This is a genomic window from Neoroseomonas eburnea, assembly GCF_018129005.1.
Taxonomy (GTDB): Bacteria; Pseudomonadota; Alphaproteobacteria; order Acetobacterales; family Acetobacteraceae; genus Neoroseomonas; species Neoroseomonas eburnea.
Window position 1 is genome coordinate 65,464 of the sequence record NZ_JAAEDL010000002.1, and the last position, 17,935, is coordinate 83,398.

Annotated in this window: 15 protein-coding genes; 10 read left to right on the forward strand and 5 right to left on the reverse strand. The window is 71.6% G+C overall.

The genetic code is table 11. The annotated features are described in order from the left end of the window. Nucleotides 1–16 precede the first annotated feature (16 nt). Together GXW74_RS02645 and fabI are read right to left on the reverse strand one after the other, a co-directional pair. Nucleotides 17–1,438, reverse strand: a complete 1,422-nt coding sequence (locus GXW74_RS02645) for a hypothetical protein (protein ID WP_211844733.1) — start codon at nucleotides 1,436–1,438, stop codon at nucleotides 17–19. Further along, on the reverse strand, nucleotides 1,438–2,274 hold the full coding sequence (gene fabI, locus GXW74_RS02650) for an enoyl-ACP reductase FabI (RefSeq protein ID WP_211844734.1): 837 nt from the start codon (nucleotides 2,272–2,274) through the stop codon (nucleotides 1,438–1,440). The genes GXW74_RS02645 and fabI overlap by 1 nt, the downstream gene beginning before the upstream one ends. Before the next feature lie 152 nt (nucleotides 2,275–2,426). Between fabI and pdxH the strand changes: the two genes are divergently transcribed. From pdxH to GXW74_RS02670, 4 genes are all read left to right on the forward strand, one after another. Next, nucleotides 2,427–3,020, forward strand: a complete 594-nt coding sequence (gene pdxH / locus GXW74_RS02655) for a pyridoxamine 5'-phosphate oxidase (RefSeq protein ID WP_211844735.1) — start codon at nucleotides 2,427–2,429, stop codon at nucleotides 3,018–3,020. Then, entirely contained in the window at nucleotides 3,017–4,495 is a 1,479-nt protein-coding gene (locus tag GXW74_RS02660) for a bifunctional aminoglycoside phosphotransferase/ATP-binding protein (RefSeq protein WP_211844736.1), read from the forward strand. The genes pdxH and GXW74_RS02660 overlap by 4 nt, the downstream gene beginning before the upstream one ends. A 51-nt stretch (nucleotides 4,496–4,546) precedes the next feature. Then, nucleotides 4,547–5,425, forward strand: a complete 879-nt coding sequence (locus GXW74_RS02665) for a universal stress protein (RefSeq protein WP_211844737.1) — start codon at nucleotides 4,547–4,549, stop codon at nucleotides 5,423–5,425. Nucleotides 5,426–5,719: 294 nt separating this feature from the next. After that, a complete protein-coding gene (locus GXW74_RS02670; protein WP_211844738.1) occupies nucleotides 5,720–6,430 on the forward strand; it encodes a pirin family protein in 711 nt (236 codons plus the stop codon). A 71-nt stretch (nucleotides 6,431–6,501) separates the two neighbouring features. Here GXW74_RS02670 and GXW74_RS02675 read toward each other — a convergent pair whose 3' ends face one another. Next, nucleotides 6,502–6,987 carry a hypothetical protein gene (locus GXW74_RS02675; RefSeq protein WP_211844739.1) on the reverse strand — a complete coding sequence of 162 codons (486 nt, stop codon included), beginning with the start codon at nucleotides 6,985–6,987 and terminating at the stop codon, nucleotides 6,502–6,504. 163 nt (nucleotides 6,988–7,150) lie between these two features. On the opposite strand from GXW74_RS02675, the gene GXW74_RS02680 reads away from it, so the two are divergent. Together GXW74_RS02680 and GXW74_RS02685 are read left to right on the forward strand one after the other, a co-directional pair. After that, nucleotides 7,151–9,505 carry an Orn/Lys/Arg family decarboxylase gene (locus GXW74_RS02680; RefSeq protein ID WP_211844740.1) on the forward strand — a complete coding sequence of 785 codons (2,355 nt, stop codon included), beginning with the start codon at nucleotides 7,151–7,153 and terminating at the stop codon, nucleotides 9,503–9,505. Between the two features lie 31 nt (nucleotides 9,506–9,536). Further along, nucleotides 9,537–10,361 carry an aldo/keto reductase gene (locus GXW74_RS02685; protein WP_211844741.1) on the forward strand — a complete coding sequence of 275 codons (825 nt, stop codon included), beginning with the start codon at nucleotides 9,537–9,539 and terminating at the stop codon, nucleotides 10,359–10,361. Nucleotides 10,362–10,560: 199 nt separating this feature from the next. Here GXW74_RS02685 and GXW74_RS02690 read toward each other — a convergent pair whose 3' ends face one another. Both GXW74_RS02690 and GXW74_RS02695 read right to left on the reverse strand, forming a co-directional pair. Further along, nucleotides 10,561–11,973 carry a TRAP transporter large permease gene (locus tag GXW74_RS02690; RefSeq protein ID WP_338148117.1) on the reverse strand — a complete coding sequence of 471 codons (1,413 nt, stop codon included), beginning with the start codon at nucleotides 11,971–11,973 and terminating at the stop codon, nucleotides 10,561–10,563. Between the two features lie 4 nt (nucleotides 11,974–11,977). Then, complete coding sequence (locus GXW74_RS02695; RefSeq protein WP_211844742.1) at nucleotides 11,978–12,526, reverse strand: TRAP transporter small permease subunit; 549 nt, start codon at nucleotides 12,524–12,526, stop codon at nucleotides 11,978–11,980. 197 nt (nucleotides 12,527–12,723) lie between these two features. On the opposite strand from GXW74_RS02695, the gene GXW74_RS02700 reads away from it, so the two are divergent. From GXW74_RS02700 to GXW74_RS02715, 4 genes are read left to right on the forward strand one after another with little or no spacing between them, the layout of a single operon-like run. After that, nucleotides 12,724–14,739: a proton-conducting transporter transmembrane domain-containing protein gene (locus GXW74_RS02700; RefSeq protein ID WP_211844743.1), complete on the forward strand. Its 2,016-nt coding sequence runs from the start codon at nucleotides 12,724–12,726 to the stop codon at nucleotides 14,737–14,739. Between the two features lies 1 nt (nucleotide 14,740). Next, entirely contained in the window at nucleotides 14,741–15,700 is a 960-nt protein-coding gene (locus GXW74_RS02705; protein ID WP_211844744.1) for a respiratory chain complex I subunit 1 family protein, read from the forward strand. Continuing rightward, complete coding sequence (locus GXW74_RS02710) at nucleotides 15,697–16,365, forward strand: hydrogenase-4 component E (protein ID WP_211844745.1); 669 nt, start codon at nucleotides 15,697–15,699, stop codon at nucleotides 16,363–16,365. Before GXW74_RS02705 ends, GXW74_RS02710 begins: the two co-directional genes overlap by 4 nt. After that, the gene (locus GXW74_RS02715) at nucleotides 16,365–17,801 is read left to right on the forward strand and encodes a hydrogenase 4 subunit F (RefSeq protein ID WP_211844746.1); all 1,437 of its coding nucleotides are present in this window, start codon (nucleotides 16,365–16,367) and stop codon (nucleotides 17,799–17,801) included. The genes GXW74_RS02710 and GXW74_RS02715 overlap by 1 nt, the downstream gene beginning before the upstream one ends. Nucleotides 17,802–17,935 lie beyond the last annotated feature (134 nt).

Below are 17,935 nucleotides of genomic sequence, written 5' to 3' on the forward strand. Positions count from 1 at the left end.
CCTGCGTAACCGCCTCTCACGGGCTCCGCAACTCCAGCTTGTCGAAGAAGAGCATGACCGCGAAGGCGTGCCAGGTCATGCCGGGGGGCAGGGACATGCTGCGGTCCTCCCGCCGGTAGACCCCGGGTTCCAGCGCCCAACCGCGCGTGATCCGGCCGGCCGGCTCGGCCACGAACCTCATGCTGTCCGTCGCGGCACGGCCGGCGGCCCAGTTCGCGGCGCGAACCTCGGCGGCCCTCGGGCGCAGCGCGAGGTCGTGGCGCAGGGCCGGGACACGCATCCAGAACAGCGCTGCGAAGGCCCCCGCCAGCGCCAGCATGGCCGCCGAGCGCCTGAAGGCAGCCGGCGGCCGCGCCAGGCTCGCCGCCAGCAGCATGGCGGCCACCACCAGCAGTCCCTGGCGGAAGGTTTCGTGCCGCTCGCAGCAGAGCATGCCGAACTGCCTGTACGCGAGGACCATCGAGGCGAAGGTGGTCGCCAGCATGGCTGCAGCGCCGGTCAGGCAGGTAAGGCGTGCCGACATGGAAACCGGCCCCGGCGGCAGCAGCGCCCAGAACCCGGCGAGGAACGCCAGCTTCACCGGGATTCCCCACCGCAGGTCCGCGGGCAGGTCAGGGTCGGCAGGCACCCCCCCCAGGATATCGGCGAGGTGCCGGGTCGCTGCGGCCAGGCTCAGCCAGGTCTCGCCCACCGTGCCGCTGGGCGCGAAGACCTCCAACGCGGCACCGACGCGGTTTGCCACGAGGCCCACCATGATGCCTCCGGCGAGTGCCAGCGGCGGGATCCAGACCCAGGCTCCCTGCTCCGGCGCAATCTGCGGAATCCACCGCCCCAGGCCGTGGCGCAGGAACTGGCCGGCACACAGCAGGAGAGCCGCGATGGCGCCGAGTTCCACGCTCCCGGCAGCCAGCAGCAAGGACGCGCAGATCGCGGCATCGACCCTGCCGCCCCGCCGCGGGCCGGCCAGCAGGACGGCCGCCGCGCACAGGCCGGCCAGCGCCGGCACATAGGCCAAGGCGGCCGCCGGCCAGTACCACATCTCCCCCGGTCGCGCGACGAGCAGCACCGCCGCGGCCATCGCCAGCGGCAGGACAATGCCGATCCGGGCCAGCCGGCCGGCGAGCAGGAGGATGGCGATGCCGCCGGCCCAGGTCGCGGCGAGGATCCAGGCGACCCCCGGCCGGTCCAGCCAGGCAACCGCACTCGAATAGCCGAAGAGCAGCAGTTCGGAGATCGGGCGCGGGCTCCAGCCGAACATCCGTTCCGCCACCTGGCGCCAGCCGAACCGCTGATGCTGGGCGAACTGGATGTATTCGTCTGGAAACCACGCGCCGAGCGGCAGCAGGGCCGCATGGGCCGCGAGCACCACCGCCGCGGCGACCGCGACGGATGCTGTGATGATCAGGGCGCTCGGAATGACCGCTCCGTGGCCGGACATCAGACGGTCGTGATGTCCGGCGCGTCCGGGTTCTTCATGCCGACGATGTGGTAGCCGCTGTCCACGTGGTGCACCTCACCCGTCACGCCCTGCGACAGGTCGGAGAGCAGATAGAGGCCCGACCCGCCCACTTCATCGATCGTCACGTTGCGGCGCAGCGGCGAATTGTACTGGTTCCACTTCAGGATGTAGCGGAAATCCCCGATGCCGCTCGCCGCCAGCGTCTTGATCGGGCCGGCGGAAATCGCGTTCACGCGGATGCCGCGGTCGCCGAGGTCGGTCGCCATGTAGCGGACCGAGGCTTCCAGCGCCGCCTTGGCCACGCCCATGACATTGTAGTGCGGCGTCACGCGCTCCGCGCCCAGGTAGGACAGCGTCAGCAGGGACCCGCCGGCCGACATCATCGCCGCCGCGCGCTGCCCGACCGCCACGAAGGAGAAGCAGGAGATGTCCATGGCCTGCAGGAAGGCCGCGCGCGGCGTGTCGAGGTAGCGCCCGCGCAGGAACTGCTTGTCGGCATAGCCGATGGCATGAACCAGGAAGTCCAGCTTGCCCCAGGCCTTCTCCACCGCGGCGAAGGCCTCGTCCATGCTGGCGTCGTCCGCCACGTCGCAGGGCAGGAGGAGGGAGGAGCCTATGCTCTCGGCCAGCGGGCGGACGCGCTTCTCCAGCGCGTCCCCCTGGTAGGTGAAGGCCACCTCGGCGCCCTGGGCGGCGACCGCGCGGGCGATGCCCCAGGCGATCGAGCGGTCGTTCGCGACCCCCATGATAAGGCCGCGCTTGCCCTTCATGAGGGTGCCCGTGGCGATGCTGGGCTCTGGCGCGGCGTCATTCATCACTGGCGGAACCCATGTGGTTGAATCGGATGGGGGGGGTGGTGCCATGGCAGGAAGCGCCGGGCAAGAGCTTCGGCCCCGGCCGGTCGGAGGGTGCCCCCCTTGCCGCGGCCGCCCGCAGGCCGATACAGGCGGGAGCCCAGGAGCACCGCATGGCCGCCACCCCCACCCCCGACGACCCGATCGCCATCTTCGAAGCCTGGATGGCGGAGGCCGCGAAAAGCGAACCGAACGACGCCAACGCCGTCTGCCTGGCGACGGCGACGCCGCAGGGCCTGCCCTCCGCCCGCATGGTGCTGCTGAAGGGCGTCGATGCCCGGGGCTTCGTCTTCTATACCAATGTCGACAGCCGCAAGGGCGCGGAACTGGCCGCCAATCCCCATGCCGCGCTCTGCTTCCACTGGAAGAGCCTGGCGCGCAGCGTGCGGGTGGAAGGGCCGGTCGAGCGCGTCTCCGACGCCGAGGCCGATGCCTACTATGCCTCGCGCGCGCGGACCTCGCGCCTCGGCGCCTGGGCCTCGAAGCAGTCCCGCCCGCTGGAATCGCGCTTCGCGCTGGAAAAGGCGGTGGCGGAATACGGCGTGAAGTTTGCGATCGGCGAGATCCCCCGCCCGCCCTTCTGGTCCGGCTTCCGCGTCCTGCCGAAGCGCATCGAGCTCTGGCGCGACATGCCCTTCCGCCTGCATGAGCGCCGCGTCTTCCACCGCGACGGCGAAGGCTGGCGGATCGAGACGCTCTACCCGTGACCATCCCGCAGGCGCAGCGGGAGGCGGCGGAACTGCTTGCCCGCCTCTCCGGCGCCGCGCCGGTCGAGACGCACATCTCCGCCGTCTATGTCGGGCGCGACACCGCCTGGAAGATGAAGAAGGCGGTCGCCCTCGGCTTCCTCGACTTCACCTCGCTGGCGGAACGGGAACGCTTCTGCCGGCGGGAGCTGGAACTCAACCAGCCCCATGCGCCAGGCCTCTATCGCGACGTGGTGCCGCTCACCCGCGGCCCGGACGGTCGCCTGCGGGAAGGCGGGGACGGACCGGCGGTGGAATGGGTGCTGCGCATGGCGCCCGTGCCGGCGGGTGATTTCCTCGACGAGATCGCCGCGCGCGAGGGGCTGCCGCCCAGGCTGCTCGATGCGGTGGCCGATGCGGTCGCGGCGATGCATGCGGCGGCGCCGCGCGCGGAAACCGACCCGCCCGCGGCGATGGCCGCGATCCTCGACGGCAACGTGCCCTCCGCCCTGCGCGCCGGGCTCGACCCGGGCCGCGTCCGGGCCTGGGCGGCGGCGGCGCGGGCCGAGCTCGCGCGCGTCGCGCCGGCGCTCGCGGCGCGCGGTGCGGCAGGCTTCGTGCGGCGCTGCCATGGCGACCTGCATCTGGGGAATTTCTGCCTGTGGGAAGGCCGGCCGACGCCCTTCGACGCGCTGGAGTTCGACGAGGCGCTGGCGCGCATCGATGTCGGCTACGACCTCGCTTTCCTGCTGATGGACCTCGACCTCCGGCTCGGCCGCGCGGCGGCGAACCGCGTGCTGAACCGCTACGTCGCGCGCGGTGGCGACGCCGGGCTGCTGGTCGGATTGCCGCTCTGGCTCTCGCTGCGCGCCATGATCCGCGCCCATGTGGAAGGCACGCGCGGGCGGGACTGGTCGGTGCTGCTGACGGCGGCGGAAGCGCATCTCGCGCCCGCCGCCACGCGCCTCGTCGCGGTCGGCGGCCTGCAGGGGACGGGCAAGTCCACCCTGGCGCGGGCGCTGGCGCCGGCGCTCGGCCGCTGCCCCGGCGCGCTGGTGCTGCGCAGCGACGAGATCCGCAAGCGCCGCTTCGGCGTCGCGCCGGAAGCGCGCCTGCCGGCGGCGGCCTATGCCGAGGGCGTCAGCGCCGCCGTGCACGCGGAGATGTTCGCCATGGCGGCGACCGCCCTCGCCGCCGGCCAGGCGGTGGTGCTCGACGCCGTCTTCCTCGACCCCGGACACCGCGCGCAGGCCGAGGCGGTGGCCCGCGCGGCAGGGGTGCGCTTCGACGGGATATGGCTCGAGGCGCCGCTCGAAATCCTGCGCGCACGCCTCGCCGCCCGGCACGGCGATGCCTCCGACGCCAACGAGGCGGTGCTGCTGCGTGCCGCCGCCGTCGATCCCGGCGCCATGGCCTGGCACCGCGTGGCGGCCGACGACGGCGCCGCCGCCGCCGCGCGGTCTGCCATTGGCATGAAAGGGCATTCCATGTGCTAGTCTTCCGCCTCGACCGGTGAAGACTACGGCGAGGAAGGGGAGCTTCACATCATGGCCTATCGCCGCCTGCTGCTGCCGTTGACGGGAACCGCCGCGGGAGAGGCCGCGCTCGCCACCGCCCTGATCGCCGCGCGCATCTGGGGTGCCCATGTCCACTGCCTGCATGTCCGCGTCGATGCGCGGGACGTCGCACCGCTCGCCGGCGAGGGGCTCTCGGGCGCGATGATCGAGGAGATGATGGCGGCGACCGAGCGCGAGAGCGGCGAACGCGCCGAGCGCGTCCGTTCCCTGTTCGACAAGTTCACCTCGGGGCTCGGCGGCGTGACGCTGGCGGACAACCCCGACTCCGCCGCGAAGTCCGGCGGGCCGACGCTCTCCTTCGAATCCATCGCGGGGCGGGAGGAGGACATCGTCGCCCAGCAGTCCCGCCTCTACGACATGGCGGTGGTGCCGCATCCGGAAGCCGGCGAGGATGTTTCCAGCAGCGACGCGCTGCACGCCATCCTGTTCGATTCCGGCCGCCCGGTGCTGATCGCGCCGCGGACCGCGCCAAGCGACATCGGCAACCGCATCTGCGTCGCCTGGAACGGCACGGCGGAGAGCGCGGCCGCCGTCGCCGCGGCGCTGCCCTGGCTGCACAAGGCCTCGGCCGTGCGCATCCTCTGCGCCGACGAGTACCAGCGGCGCGGCCCGAAGGCCGAAGGCATCCAGGCCTATCTGCGCTGGCATTCCATCAATGCGGAGATCGTGCCGTTCAAGCCGACGACGCGGGAAGTGGGCGCGGGGCTGCTCGGCGCAGTGCGGGATTTCGGCGCCGACCTGCTGTGCATGGGTGCCTATTCGCATTCGCGGCTGCGGCAGCTCATCCTCGGCGGCGTCACGCGGCACGTGCTGGAGAACGCCGAGATCCCCGTGCTGATGTGCCGCTGAACGCGGCGCGACGATAGCCGCCGGCCCGCCACCGCATCGCCCGTTCGGGCAGTTGCCGGACCCGACCGGGCCGACCTCGGCGCACCGGTTCCGGGCGGGGCGTGGCGATGGCCGCGATCAGGTCGGCTTCCCCGCGCGCATCGGCCGAGGCGATGCCGCGCGCAGGACCTCATTGATGCAGTGAATGGCGGCGATCGGGACGGGCCCGATGCGCGGGACGCCCTGCGGCGCCTATCTCCCTGTCGAACGGCATCGGGGCCCCGGCGGCCCCGCCCAGGACATGGAGACCCCGCGATGATCGACATCCGCCCCTTCGACAGCCTCGGCAAGGCGAAGTTCGGCTGGCTCAACGCCAACCACCATTTCTCCTTCGGCCACTACATGGACGCGTCCCGGATGAACTGGGGCCGGCTGAGGGTGTGGAACGACGACGAGATCGCGCCGGGCACCGGCTTCGACCCGCACCCGCACCGCGACATGGAGATCATCACCTATGTCCGGCAGGGTGCCATCACCCACAAGGACAGCATGGGCAACGAAGGCCGCACCGCGGCCGGCGACGTGCAGGTGATGAGCGCCGGCAACGGCGTGGTGCACGCCGAATACAACCGCGAAGCCGAGACCACGACGCTGTTCCAGATCTGGATCATGCCCGACCGCCGCGGCGTGAAGCCCTCCTGGGGCGCCAAGCAGTTCCCGAAGGAAAAGCGGGAAGCATCCTTCGAGGTGCTCGCCTCCGGCCGGCCGCAGGATGAGGGCAACGGTGCGCTGCCGATCAACGTCGACGGCGCGGTGATGGCGGCGACGCTGCGGAAAGGCCAGACCCTGGTGCAGCCGCTCGCCGAGGGCCGCGCCGCCTACATCGTGCCGGCCAGGGGTGCGGTGACGGTGAACGGGATCGCCGCCGCCGCGCGTGACGGCATCGCCATCCGCGACGAACGGGACATCGCCATAACCGCCATCGAGGATGCGGAGCTGGTGATGGTGGAGGTGGCGGCCGACTGATCCCGGTGCGCGACGCGCCATGAGGCCCGCCGCACAAGGGCGCAAGCCTTGTGCGGCGGGCATGCGGAGGTTCAGTGCAGGTCGGGGGCCCTGCCCTCCGGGCGGCGCCGGCGGCGAAAGCGCCAGCCGGCGGCATCGAGGCGCCGCGCCAAGCCGATCAGCGGCGGGTCGAGATAGGCCAGCGCCGGCTCATGCATGAAGGCCGCGAGGGCCTCGGCAGGGTGATCGACGCCGAAGGCGGCTTCGGTCACGGCGTACAGGAGCAGCGCCTCATCTCCCGTCAGTCGCGCGCAATGCGGACAGCCGACATCCACCACGCGGACGGCCTGCATGGCGACGCCGTGCATCAGGGCGTGGGCGGACAGGCCGGCCTCCTCCGGCCCGCCGGCCTCGGCGATCGCGGTCAGCACGGCCGGCAGGGGGTCCAGCTTGTCGCGCACCGCGGCGACCCAGGGCCGCAGGCAGGTCATCAGGACGAAGTCGGTGGCGGCGTCGAGGCCGGCGGCCCGGTCAGGCCAGGGCTGCGCGAAGCGGCCGAAGCTGAGGATCTGTCCCATGCGCTGTCTCGTCCCGAAGCGTCGCGGCGGTTTAGCTTTGTTGCGAATGACTCGCAATAGCAGTTCTGCCGCCCCTATGTCACATCACTGTCGTTGATGGGCCGCCCCCCGCCGTCCAGCATGACCCGCCGGCGATCCGCCGGCGCCTTGCCGCTGGGGTCCCATGGAATATTCGCGTCGGTTCAAGTTCCTGCTCTGCGCCCCCGCCTTCGACGAGGTCGGCGACCTGGAAGGTGAGCGCCTCGCCCAGATCGTCCGGGAGATCGAGCAGGACGGCTACCAGGTGGTCCGCGCCCGGCGCGACGACGATGCCGAGCTGGTGGTGCGCACCGACGCCGCGATCGGCTGCATGATCGTCGACTGGGGCAAGAAGGGGCTGCAGGGGAAGTCGGCGCAGCTCATCTCGCTGACCCGCAAGCGCGGCCTCGACCTGCCGGTGATCGTGCTGGTGCGCCGCCACCGGCTCGAGGACATCCCGGTCGAGGTGCTGGATGACGTGGACGGCTTCATCTTCCTCGCCGAGGAGACGCCGGACTTCATCGCCAAGAACCTGGTCTCCCGCCTGCGGCAATATGCCGAGAGCCTCAAGACGCCCTTCTTCGGCGCGCTGGTGGACTATGCCGAGCAGGGCAACATGCTGTGGACCTGCCCGGGGCACAATGGCGGCGTCTTCTACCGGCGCAGCCCGATCGGGCGGATCTTCGTCGAGCATCTCGGCGAGGCGATCTTCCGCGACGACCTCGACAATTCGGTGCTGCAGCTCGGCGACCTGCTGACGCATGAGGGCCCGGCGGCGGCGGCCGAGCGCGAGGCGGCGGCGATCTTCGGCGCCGAGCGCACCTATTTCGTGCTCAACGGCACCTCGACCTCGAACAAGGTGGCGCTCTCCGCCCTGCTGGCGGAGGACGACCTGGTGCTGTTCGACCGCAACAACCACAAGGCGGCGCATCACGGCGCGCTGTTCCTCGGCCAGGCGATCCCGGTCTATCTGGAGACCGACCGCAACGCCTTCGGCCTGATCGGTCCGATCTGCCCGGAGGCGCTGGATGAGGCGGCGATCCGCCAGGCCATCCGCGACAACCCGCTGGTCGGGGACAAGTCCCGCGCCGACGCCCCGCGCCCCTTCCGCGCCGCGGTGATCGAACAATGCACCTATGACGGCACCATCCTCTCGGCCGAGCAGGTGGTCGCGCGCATCGGGCACCTCTGCGACTACATCCTCTTCGACGAGGCCTGGGCCGGGTTCATGAAGTTCCATCCGCTGTTCCGCGGGCGCTTCGGCATGGGGCTGACCGATCTCGGCCCCGACAGCCCGGGCATCATCGTCACCCAGAGCACGCACAAGCAGCTCGCCTCCTTCAGCCAGGCGAGCCAGATCCATGTGAAGGACAGCCATCTGGGCGAGCAGCGGCGCCGGGTGGAGCACCGGCGCTTCAACGAGTTCTTCCTGCTGCACGCCTCGACCAGCCCCTTCTACCCGTTGTTCGCGAGCCTCGATGTCGGCGCGCAGATGATGAAGGGCCGCTCGGGGGAGGTGCTGTGGGACGACACCGTCCGGTTGGGGATCGAGCTGCGCAAGAAGATGCGCATGACCGCGCACGACTTCGCCGCGACCGAGGCCGACCCCGCCCGGCGCTGGTTCTTCGACCCCTTCGTGCCCGACACGGTCGAGGTCCCCGGCAAGGACGGCACACCGAAGCGCCTGCCCTGGGAGGAGGCGCCGACCGACCTGCTCGCCTCCGACCCCGCCCTGTGGGAACTCCGCGAGGGCGAGGCCTGGCACGGCTTCCGCCACGTCGCCCCCGGCTGGGCGATCACCTGCCCGAACAAGCTGACGGTCCTGACGCCCGGCTTCGACCGCGCGGCCGGGACCTATGCGGAGCACGGCATCCCCGCGCCGGTGGTCGCGGAATACCTGCGGCAGAACCGCATCGTCTGCGAGAAGAACGACCTCAACTCGCTGCTCTTCCTGCTGACCCCGGGCGTCGAGAGCAGCAAGGCGGGCACGCTGCTCTCCCACCTCGTCACCTTCAAGAAGCTGCACGACGACAACGCGCCGCTGGACGAGGTGATCCCCGACTTCGTCGCCCGCCGGGCCGCGCGCTATGCCGGGATGCGGCTGCGCGACCTCTGCGCCGGGATGCATGCGCTGTATCGCGAGGCCGGGGTCTCCGCCCTGCAGGGCGCGCAGTTCCGCGCCGAGCACCTGCCCGAGATCGCCATGCCGCCGCATGCCGCGGTGCGGGCGCTCGCACGCAACAAGGTGGACTACCTGCCGCTCGATGAGCTCGATGGGCGGATCGCCACCACGCTGTGGGTGGTCTATCCGCCGGGCATCGCCACCATCGTGCCGGGGGAACGGCTCGGGGCGCGGGCCAGGCCGATGATCGACTACCTGCGCGCCTTCGAACGCGCGGCCAACGCCTTCCCCGGCTTCGAGAGCGAGGTGCAGGGCCTGCACCGGGAAACGCAACCGGACGGGACGGTGCGCTTCTTCACCTACGTCGTGCAGGAGTAGGCTGCGCACCGAGCGAAACGGAGCGCCCGCCATGCCCAGCCTGCCCGACGGCACGCCGATTCCCGCCCTCGGCCAGGGAACCTGGCACATGGGGGAGAATGCGCAGGCGCGGAAGGCCGAGGCGGATGCGCTGCGGCTCGGCCTCGACCTCGGCCTGACGCTGATCGACACCGCCGAGATGTACGCCGAGGGCGGCGCCGAGGAGGTGGTCGGCGAGGCCATCGCCGGGCGGCGGGACGGGGTGTTCCTCGTCTCCAAGGTCTATCCGCACAATGCGTCCCGCCGCGGGGCGGTCGCCGCCTGCGAGCGCAGCCTGAAGCGCATGCGCGTCGAGACGATCGACCTCTACCTGCTGCACTGGCGCGGCTCGGTGCTGCTGGAGGAGACGGTGGAGGCCTTCGAGGCGCTGCAGCGCGCGGGCAAGATCCGCCACTGGGGCGTGTCCAACTGCGATGTGGACGACCTCGAGGAACTCGGCCCGGCGCTGGCGGACTGCGCCACCGACCAGGTGCTCTACAACCTGGAGCACCGCGGCGTGGAGTTCGACCTGCTGCCCTTCTGCGCGGCGCGGCGCATGCCGGTGATGGCCTATTCGCCGGTCGGCCAGGGGGGGCGGCTGCTGCACCACCGCGCGGTGCGGGAGGTGGCGGCACGGCACGACATCACGCCGGCACAGGCGGCGCTTGCCTGGACGCTGCGCGACCCGAACATCGTCAGCATCCCGAAGGCGGCCGAGCCCGCGCATGTGCGGCAGAACGCGGCGGCGCGGGAGGTGGCACTGACGACGGAGGACCTGGCGACGCTCGATGCGGCCTTCGCGCCGCCGGCGCGGAAACGGGGACTCGCCATGCTGTAGCGGGAGCCGGAGAGGGGCGCCGCCCCTCTCCGGACCTCTCCCCGCCAAGGGCCGAAAGGCCCTTGGAACCCGGGATTTGGGCGGTTGCAGGGGGCGACGCGCCCGCCTCGCCTCCCTGACCGCCCATGTCACGGTGTCCAGAGGCCTTTCGGCCTCTGGCGGGTGGGTTCGGGAGGGCAGAGCCCTCCCGACGCCGCCCTTACCGGAACACCGGCACCGCGCTGTCGTCCGACTGGTCCGGCATCGGCACGTCGATCCGCACGCTGGCCGGATCCACCCCGGTGCCGCGGTCCAGCCAGTAGGTCACGCTCTCCGGCCAGGCGATGACGATGACGACCAGCAGCAGTTGCAGCAGCAGCCACGGCACCGCGCCCCAGTAGATGTCGCGGCTTCGCACCTCCCTCGGCGCGATGCCGCGCAGGTAGAACAGCGCGAAGCCGAAGGGCGGGTGCATGAAGGACGTCTGCATGTTGATGCAGAGCAGCACGCCGAACCACACCAGGTCGATGTCGAGCTTGGCCGCGACCGGCACCAGCAGCGGGATGATGATGAAGGCGATCTCGAAGAAATCGAGGAAGAACGCCAGGAAAAAGACGAAGACGTTGACGAAGATCAGGAACCCCGTCTGGCCGCCCGGCAGGTGGGAGAGCAGGTGCTCGATCCACTTGCTGCCGTCCACGCCCTGGAACACCAGGCTGAACACCGTGGCGCCGATCAGGATGAAGATGACCATGGAGGTGAGGCGCATGGTGTTCGCCATCGCCTCCCGCATCAGCTTCCAGGTGAAGCGGCCATTCAGCATCGCCAGCGCCACGGCGCCGACGGCACCCATCGCGCCGGCCTCCGTCGGCGTCGCCAGCCCCATGAAGATGGTGCCGAGCACGAGGAAGATCAGCACGATCGAGGGCACCATGCCCCTGAGCACGCGCCACCAGAGCGACCAGCCACGCGGCGCCAGCGCCTCCGGCGGCAGCGGCGGCACCTTGTGCGGCGCGAAGATCGACACGCCGGCGATGAAGGCGATGAAGAGGAAGACCTGCAGGAAGGACGGCCCGATCGCGCCGGCGTACATGTCGCCGACGCTCTTGCCGAGCTGGTCGCCGAGCACGATCAGCACCAGCGAGGGCGGGATGACCTGCGTGATGGTGCCGGATGCCGCGATGACGCCGGTCGCGATGCGCATGTCGTAGCCGTAGCGCATCATGATCGGCAGCGAGATCATGCCCATGGCGATGACCGAGGCGGCCACCGTGCCGGTGATGGCGCCGAGCACCGCGCCCACCAGGATGACGGCATAGGCGAGCCCGCCCGGCACCTTGCCGAAGAGCTGCCCGGTGCCTTCCAGCAGATCCTCCGCCAGCCCGCAGCGTTCGAGGATTGCGCCCATCAGGGTGAAGAAGGGGATCGAGAGCAGCAGGTCGTTCGACAGGATGCCGAAGACGCGCAGCGGCAGGTTGCCGAGATAGGCGGTGGTGAAGAAGCCCATCTCGATCGACAGGAAGCCGAAGAACAGCCCGACCGCGGACAGCGAGAACGCCACCGGGAAGCCCATCAGCAGGAACACCACCAGGCCGCCGAACATCAGCGGCGGCATGATCTCCAGATCCAGCACGGCGTTACTGCTCCGGTCGGTGGTATTCGGCGAGGTGCGCCGTCGTGGGGTCGATGCCGCGCAGCGCGGCGATCCGCTTCACGAGTTCGGACAGGCCCTGCAGGGAAACCAGCGCGAAGCCGAGCGGCATCATGATCTTGACCGGCCAGCGGATCAGCCCGCCGGCATTGGGCGAGCCTTCCCCGCGCACGAAGGAGTCCCAGAAGAAGGGCCAGGTCATCCAGGCCAGCAACAGCATGCCCGGCAGCAGGAAGAAGATGATGCCGAAGACGTCGATCCACAGCCTCGCCCGCGCCGAGACGCTGCCGTAGACGAGGTCCACCCGCACATGCTCGTTGCGGTTCAGCGTATAGGCCGCGCCGAGCATGACCGTGCCGGCGAACAAATACCACTGTACCTCGAGCCAGGCGTTGGATGACAGCGAGAAGCCATAGCGCACGAAGGCGTTGCCGGCACTGACGGCACAGGCGGCAAGCACCATCCAGTCCGCGATGCGGCCGAAGACGTCGTTCACCGAATCCACGGCGCGGCTGAAGCCGAGAAGTGCACGCATCTAGCGTCTGACCGGGCCGTTCTTCGGCCCCGAATGGCGGCGCATGGCGCGCGGCCCCCCCGTGTGTGACCTTGTCCCCCGACAGGCGAGGCCCCCTCCTAGCCCCGACGGCCAGGCAATGCAAACCGGGTCATATGTTTGGCGTGGCGGCAACGCGGAGCCTATCCTGCCAGGGTGACTCGGTCCTGCCGCCGTCCATGCTGACGGCCCTGGCACTGCTGGTGGCTACCCTGGCGGCGCTCGGTTTCGCCGGGTTGGCGCTTGCCCGCCGCCCGGCGGGGGCGCGGCTGCTGCATGGCGCCTGCGCCGTGGCCGGCTTCGCGCTGGTCGCCGGCGGCGTTGCCGGGCTGCTCGGCGGGCCACAGACGATCGACCTGCCCTTCGGCCCGCCCTGGGGGCCGGCGCGGCTGGCGCTCGATCCGCTCTCCTCCTGGTTCCTGCTGCCGCTCGGCATTGCCGTGGCCTGCGCCTCCCTGTTCGCCCTGGGCGGCATCCACGGGACGGTTCCGGCGCGGGAACTGGTGCCCTGGCCGCTCTTCATCGCCGGCATGGCGCTGACCGTGCTGTCCGCGGACGGCTTCACCCTGCTGCTGGGGTTCGAGGCGATGTCGCTCGCCTCCTGGGCGCTGGTCGCGCACGACCACGCGCAGGCGGAGAATCGCCGGGCGGCGAGGATCTACCTCGGTTTCGCCGGCTTCGGCGGGCTCACGCTCATCCTGGCGATCGGGCTGCTGGCCGGCGGCGCGGGGGATGTCGCCTTCGCGGTCCTGCGGGAAGCCCCCCCCGAAGGCCTGCGCGCCATCGGGGTATTGTTGCTGGTGCTCGCCGGCACAGGCTCGAAGGCCGGGCTCGCGCCGCTGCATGTCTGGCTGCCGCTCGCCCATCCCGCGGCGCCGAGCCATGTCTCGGCGGTGATGTCGGGGGCGATGACCAAGGTCGCGCTCTACATCCTTGCCCGCTTCGCCTTCGACCTGATGGGGCCGGCGCAGCCCTTCTGGATGGGGGCACCGCTGATCGCCCTCGGTGCCGCCTCGGCGGTGATCGGGGCGCTGAGGGCCAATCTGGAGGACGACACCAAGACCCTGCTCGCCTGCTCGACCATCGAGAATGTCGGGCTGATCGCCATGGGGCTCGGCCTGGCGCTCGCCTTCCGCGGTTCGGACCTGACGGCGATGGCGGCGCTGGCGGCCGGGGCGGCGCTGCTGCATGCGCTGAACCACGCGGTCTTCAAGACGCTGCTCTTCCTCGCCGCCGGCGAGGTGCTGCACGGCGCGCTGTCGCGCCGGCTCGACCGGCTCGGCGGGCTGATCCACCGCATGCCCTGGACCGCCTGGGCTGCGCTGGTCGGCACCGCGGCTGCGGCCTCGCTGCCGCCGCTGTCGGGTTTCGCCTCGGAATGGCTGCTGCTGCAGGCGCTGCTGGCCGGCTGGCGGGTCGGCGACCTCGCCTTCCAGATGGGCGTGGCGGCGGCGACGGCGCTGGCGGCGCTGGCCGCGGCACTGGCGGCCTCGGCGATGGTGCGGTTCTGGGGTTTGGCCTTCCTCGGCCGGCCGCGCACGCCACGCGCCGCGGGGGCGGAGGAAACCGGGGGCGCCGCCCGGATCGCGCTGCTGCTGCCGGCCGGGCTCACCGTTCTGCTCGGGCTGGCGCCGGGGCTGATGCTCGACCTCGCGGAACCGGCGCTGCGGCTGATGGCCGGCGCCGCCGCGCCGCGGGCGGGGTCCCTGGCGATCGGCGCGGCGGAAGGCGGCGCCCGCTACTGGCCGCTCTTCGTCGCGGCGCTGCTGGCGGGGGCGATCGGGCTGGCGGTCTGGCTGGTGCGGCGCCGGGCGCCGGCGGGGGTCGCGCGCGGGCCGGCCTGGGATTGCGGCTTCATCGCCGCACCGCCGCACCTGCCCTTCGGCGACCCGGCAACGCAGCCGAGCGCCGCCGGCTTCGGCCAGCCGCTGCGTCGGATGCTGGGCGAAAGCCTGCTCGCCGCGCGCGAGAGCGTCACCATGCCGCCGCCCGGCGACACCCGCCCCGCCCTGCTGCGGGCGAGCCATCACGACCCGGTCCTCGCCGCCCTGGAAGGCCCGCTGCCGCGCTGGCGGGAGGCGATCGCGACCCAGGCGGAGAAGCTGCGGGACCTGTCCATCCGCCAGTGCCTCGGCCTCACCTTCGGGGCGGTGGTGCTGATGCTCGCCCTGCTCGCCTGGCTGGAGGCGCGCTGAGATGGCCGTGGTCTGGGGCATCCTCGCGCAGATCCTTCACCTCGCGCTGATCCTCGCCGCCGCGCCGGCGCTGACCGGCGTGGTGCGCTGGCTGAAGGCGCGGATGATGGGCCGGCAGGGGCCGCATCCGCTGCAGCCGCTGCGGGACCTCGTGAAGCTGCTGCGCAAGCGGCCGGTGCTGGCGGAGAACGCCTCCGCCGTCTCGCGCGCCGCGCCCTATGTCGCGGTCGGCGCGGCGGTGGCGGCGGCGGCGCTGGTGCCCTCCTTCGCCCGCGGCATGGCCTTCGCGCCGCTGGCCGACCTGATCCTGGTGGCGGGGCTGCTGGCGCTCGGGCGCGTCGCCATGGCGCTCGCCGGCATGGATGTCGGCACGCCCTTCGGCGGGCTCGGCGCGGCGCGGGAGATGAGCTTCGCGGCGCTCGCCGAACCCGCGCTGGTGGTGGCGGCGCTGACGCTCGCCATCCTCGCCGCCTCGACCAACCTCGATGCCATCGCCGGCGCCGTGCGCGACGGCGGGCTCGGGCTGCGCGTCTCGCTCGGCCTCGCGCTGGTCGCGCTGCTGGCGGTGGCGGTGGCCGAGAACGCCCGCATCCCGGTGGACAACCCGGCGACGCACCTGGAACTGACCATGGTGCACGAGGCGATGATCCTCGAAGCCTCCGGCCGGCACCTGGCGCTGTGGGACTATGCGGCCATGCTGCGGCTGACGCTGTGGCTCGCCCTGCTGGCGGCGGTCTTCCTGCCGCTCGGCCTGGCGCCGCCGGGTGCTGCGCCGCACCATTGGATCCTCGGCCTGCTCGCCTGGGGGGTGAAGATGGCGGGGCTCGCCCTGGCGCTCGCCGCCTTCGAGAGCGCCATCGCCAAGATGCGCGTCTTCCGCGTGCCGGAATTCCTCGGCGCGGCGCTGCTGCTGGGGCTGCTCGGCGCCATCTTCCTCTTCGTCTCGACGGGGCTGACGTGAGCTTCGGGCAGCTCCCCTACGACGTCGCGCACCTGCTGGGCGGCGGCGTGCTGCTGTTCTCCTTCGTGCTGCTCTACCAGCGGCGGATCGGGGCGGTGATCAACGCCTTCGCGACGCAGGGCACGCTGCTGGCGATCGCCGCGGCCTGGCAGGGCTACGTGCAGGGGGCGCCGGGGCTCTACGTGACGGCGGTGCTGGCGCTGGCGGCCAAGGGCGTGCTGATCCCGCTCGCCCTGCACGCCATCGTCCGGCGGCTCGACCTGCACCGCACGGTGGAGACCGCGCTCGGCATCGGGCCGTCGCTGGTGGCGGGGGTGGGGCTGGTGGGGCTCGCGATCCTCGTCGTGCTGCCGGCGACCGAGGGCGCGCGCGCGCTGGCGCGGGAGGACCTCGCCCTCGCCCTGTCCGTCGTGCTGCTGGGCATGCTCATGATGATCACGCGCCGCAACGCCATCAGCCAGGTGATCGGGCTGCTCAGTCTCGAGAACGGGCTGATCCTCGCCGCCATCGGCGTCGCCGGCATGCCGCTGGTGGTGGAGCTCTCCACCGCCGCGCTGGTGCTGATGGTCGCCGTCGTCGCCGGCGTCTTCGCCTTCCAGATCCGGGAGCGCTTCGACACGCTCGACACCGGCAGCCTGGAAGAACACCGCGGAGAGCGGCGCTGATGCCGCTGCAATGGGCCATCGTCTTCTTCGCCTGGGGCGGTGCGGTCGTGCTGGCGGCGATCCCGAACCTGCGCCATGCGACGCTGGCGAATGCCGCGGTCAGCGCCGGGTCGTTCCTGCTGGCGCTCGCTCTCGCCGCCCAGCCCTTCGCCGAGCATGGCTGGACGCGCACGGATGCGGTCAACCTGCCCTTCATCCTCGTCTCGGCCTTCGTCGGGCTGACCACCTCGGTCTTCTCCGCCGCGACGCTCGACCAGGAAGGCTTCGACCACTGGCGCATCCGCGCCTATCACACCGCCTACCAGGTGTTCATGGGGGCGCAGACGCTGGCGCTGCTGGCGGACAATCTCGGCGTCATGTGGGTGGCGGTGGAGATCGCGACGCTCGCCACCGTGTCGATGGTCGCGGTGCACCGCACGCCAGCGGCCTTCGAGGCGGCGTGGAAGTTCTTCATCCTCTGCGGCGTCGGCATCGCCCTGGCGCTGTTCGGCACCATCGTCCTCTATCTCGCCGCGCAGCCGCTGCTGCACGAGGAAACCGGGCTGTCCTGGGCGGCGCTGATGGGCGTCGCGGCGCAATGCGACCCGGGCACGCTGAACCTCGCCTTCGCCTTCCTGCTGCTCGGCTACGGCACCAAGGCGGGGCTGGTGCCGCTGCATTCCTGGCTGCCGGATGCCCATGCCGAGGGCCCCGTGCCGATCTCCGCCGTGCTGTCGGGGCTGTTGCTGAACGCCGCGATGCTCGCGGTGCTGCGGGCGAAGTCGATCGTCGGCGCGAACCCGGAGGCGATCGCACCGGGACCCTTCCTGCTGGCGCTCGGCCTGGCCTCGGTGCTGCTGGCGGCGCTGGCGCTGTGGCGGCGGCGCGATGCGCGGCGCTTCTTCGCCTGGTCCAGCATCGAGCACATGGGCCTCGCGGCCTTCGCCTTCGGCCTCGGCGGGCCGGCGGCGAACCTCGCGGGACTGCTGCACATGATCGGCCATTCTCTGGTGAAGAGCGCGATCTTCTTCGGCGTCGGCCGCGCCGCCCAGGCCAAGGGCAGCCAGAAGATCGCCGACATCGGCGGGCTGGTGGCGACGCATCCGGCGCTGGGCTGGGGGCTGGCGCTCGCCATCGCGGCGATCGGCGGGCTGCCGCCGGCGCTGATCTTCGCCTCGGAATTCCGGCTGCTCTCGGCGGCGGCGGCGGAGGCGCCGTGGCTCGCCGTGCCGCTGGCCCTCGGCATGATCACGGCGCTGGCGGCGCTGATCACCGTGCTGCAGGCAATGTGCTTCGGAACGCCGACGCCGGACGCGGCGACCGCGCCGAATGGCTGGCGCGAGACGGCGGCGGCGACGCCGCTTTGGCTCCATCTGGCAGTCGCGGCGGGGCTGGGGCTGGCCATGCCGGGGGCGCTGGCGGCGCTGCTGGCCGAGGCTGCGAGGGTGATCGGATGAGCGCCGTGATGAAAGGAAGGTCGGGGGAGGAGAACCTCCCCCGATCCCCCTCCCTTCCTTGTCCCTTGGGAACTGACTTCGGCTGTCAGTCCCCAGGTGCCAGAGAAGGTTGGGGGGTGCGGGGGGAAGTTCCC

Excerpts from the sequence above, each read along its gene's own strand:
- GXW74_RS02645 (WP_211844733.1), bottom strand. The coding sequence starts at position 1,438 with ATGTCCGGCCACGGAGCGGTCATTCCGAGCGCCCTGATCATCACAGCA.
- fabI (WP_211844734.1), bottom strand. The coding sequence starts at position 2,274 with ATGAATGACGCCGCGCCAGAGCCCAGCATCGCCACGGGCACCCTCATG.
- GXW74_RS02685 (WP_211844741.1), top strand. The coding sequence starts at position 9,537 with ATGCCCAGCCTGCCCGACGGCACGCCGATTCCCGCCCTCGGCCAGGGA.
- GXW74_RS02665 (WP_211844737.1), top strand. The coding sequence starts at position 4,547 with ATGGCCTATCGCCGCCTGCTGCTGCCGTTGACGGGAACCGCCGCGGGA.
- GXW74_RS02670 (WP_211844738.1), top strand. The coding sequence starts at position 5,720 with ATGATCGACATCCGCCCCTTCGACAGCCTCGGCAAGGCGAAGTTCGGC.
- GXW74_RS02675 (WP_211844739.1), bottom strand. The coding sequence starts at position 6,987 with ATGGGACAGATCCTCAGCTTCGGCCGCTTCGCGCAGCCCTGGCCTGAC.
- GXW74_RS02705 (WP_211844744.1), top strand. The coding sequence starts at position 14,741 with ATGGCCGTGGTCTGGGGCATCCTCGCGCAGATCCTTCACCTCGCGCTG.
- GXW74_RS02715 (WP_211844746.1), top strand. The coding sequence starts at position 16,365 with ATGCCGCTGCAATGGGCCATCGTCTTCTTCGCCTGGGGCGGTGCGGTC.
- pdxH (WP_211844735.1), top strand. The coding sequence starts at position 2,427 with ATGGCCGCCACCCCCACCCCCGACGACCCGATCGCCATCTTCGAAGCC.
- GXW74_RS02700 (WP_211844743.1), top strand. The coding sequence starts at position 12,724 with ATGCTGACGGCCCTGGCACTGCTGGTGGCTACCCTGGCGGCGCTCGGT.
- GXW74_RS02680 (WP_211844740.1), top strand. The coding sequence starts at position 7,151 with ATGGAATATTCGCGTCGGTTCAAGTTCCTGCTCTGCGCCCCCGCCTTC.
- GXW74_RS02695 (WP_211844742.1), bottom strand. The coding sequence starts at position 12,526 with ATGCGTGCACTTCTCGGCTTCAGCCGCGCCGTGGATTCGGTGAACGAC.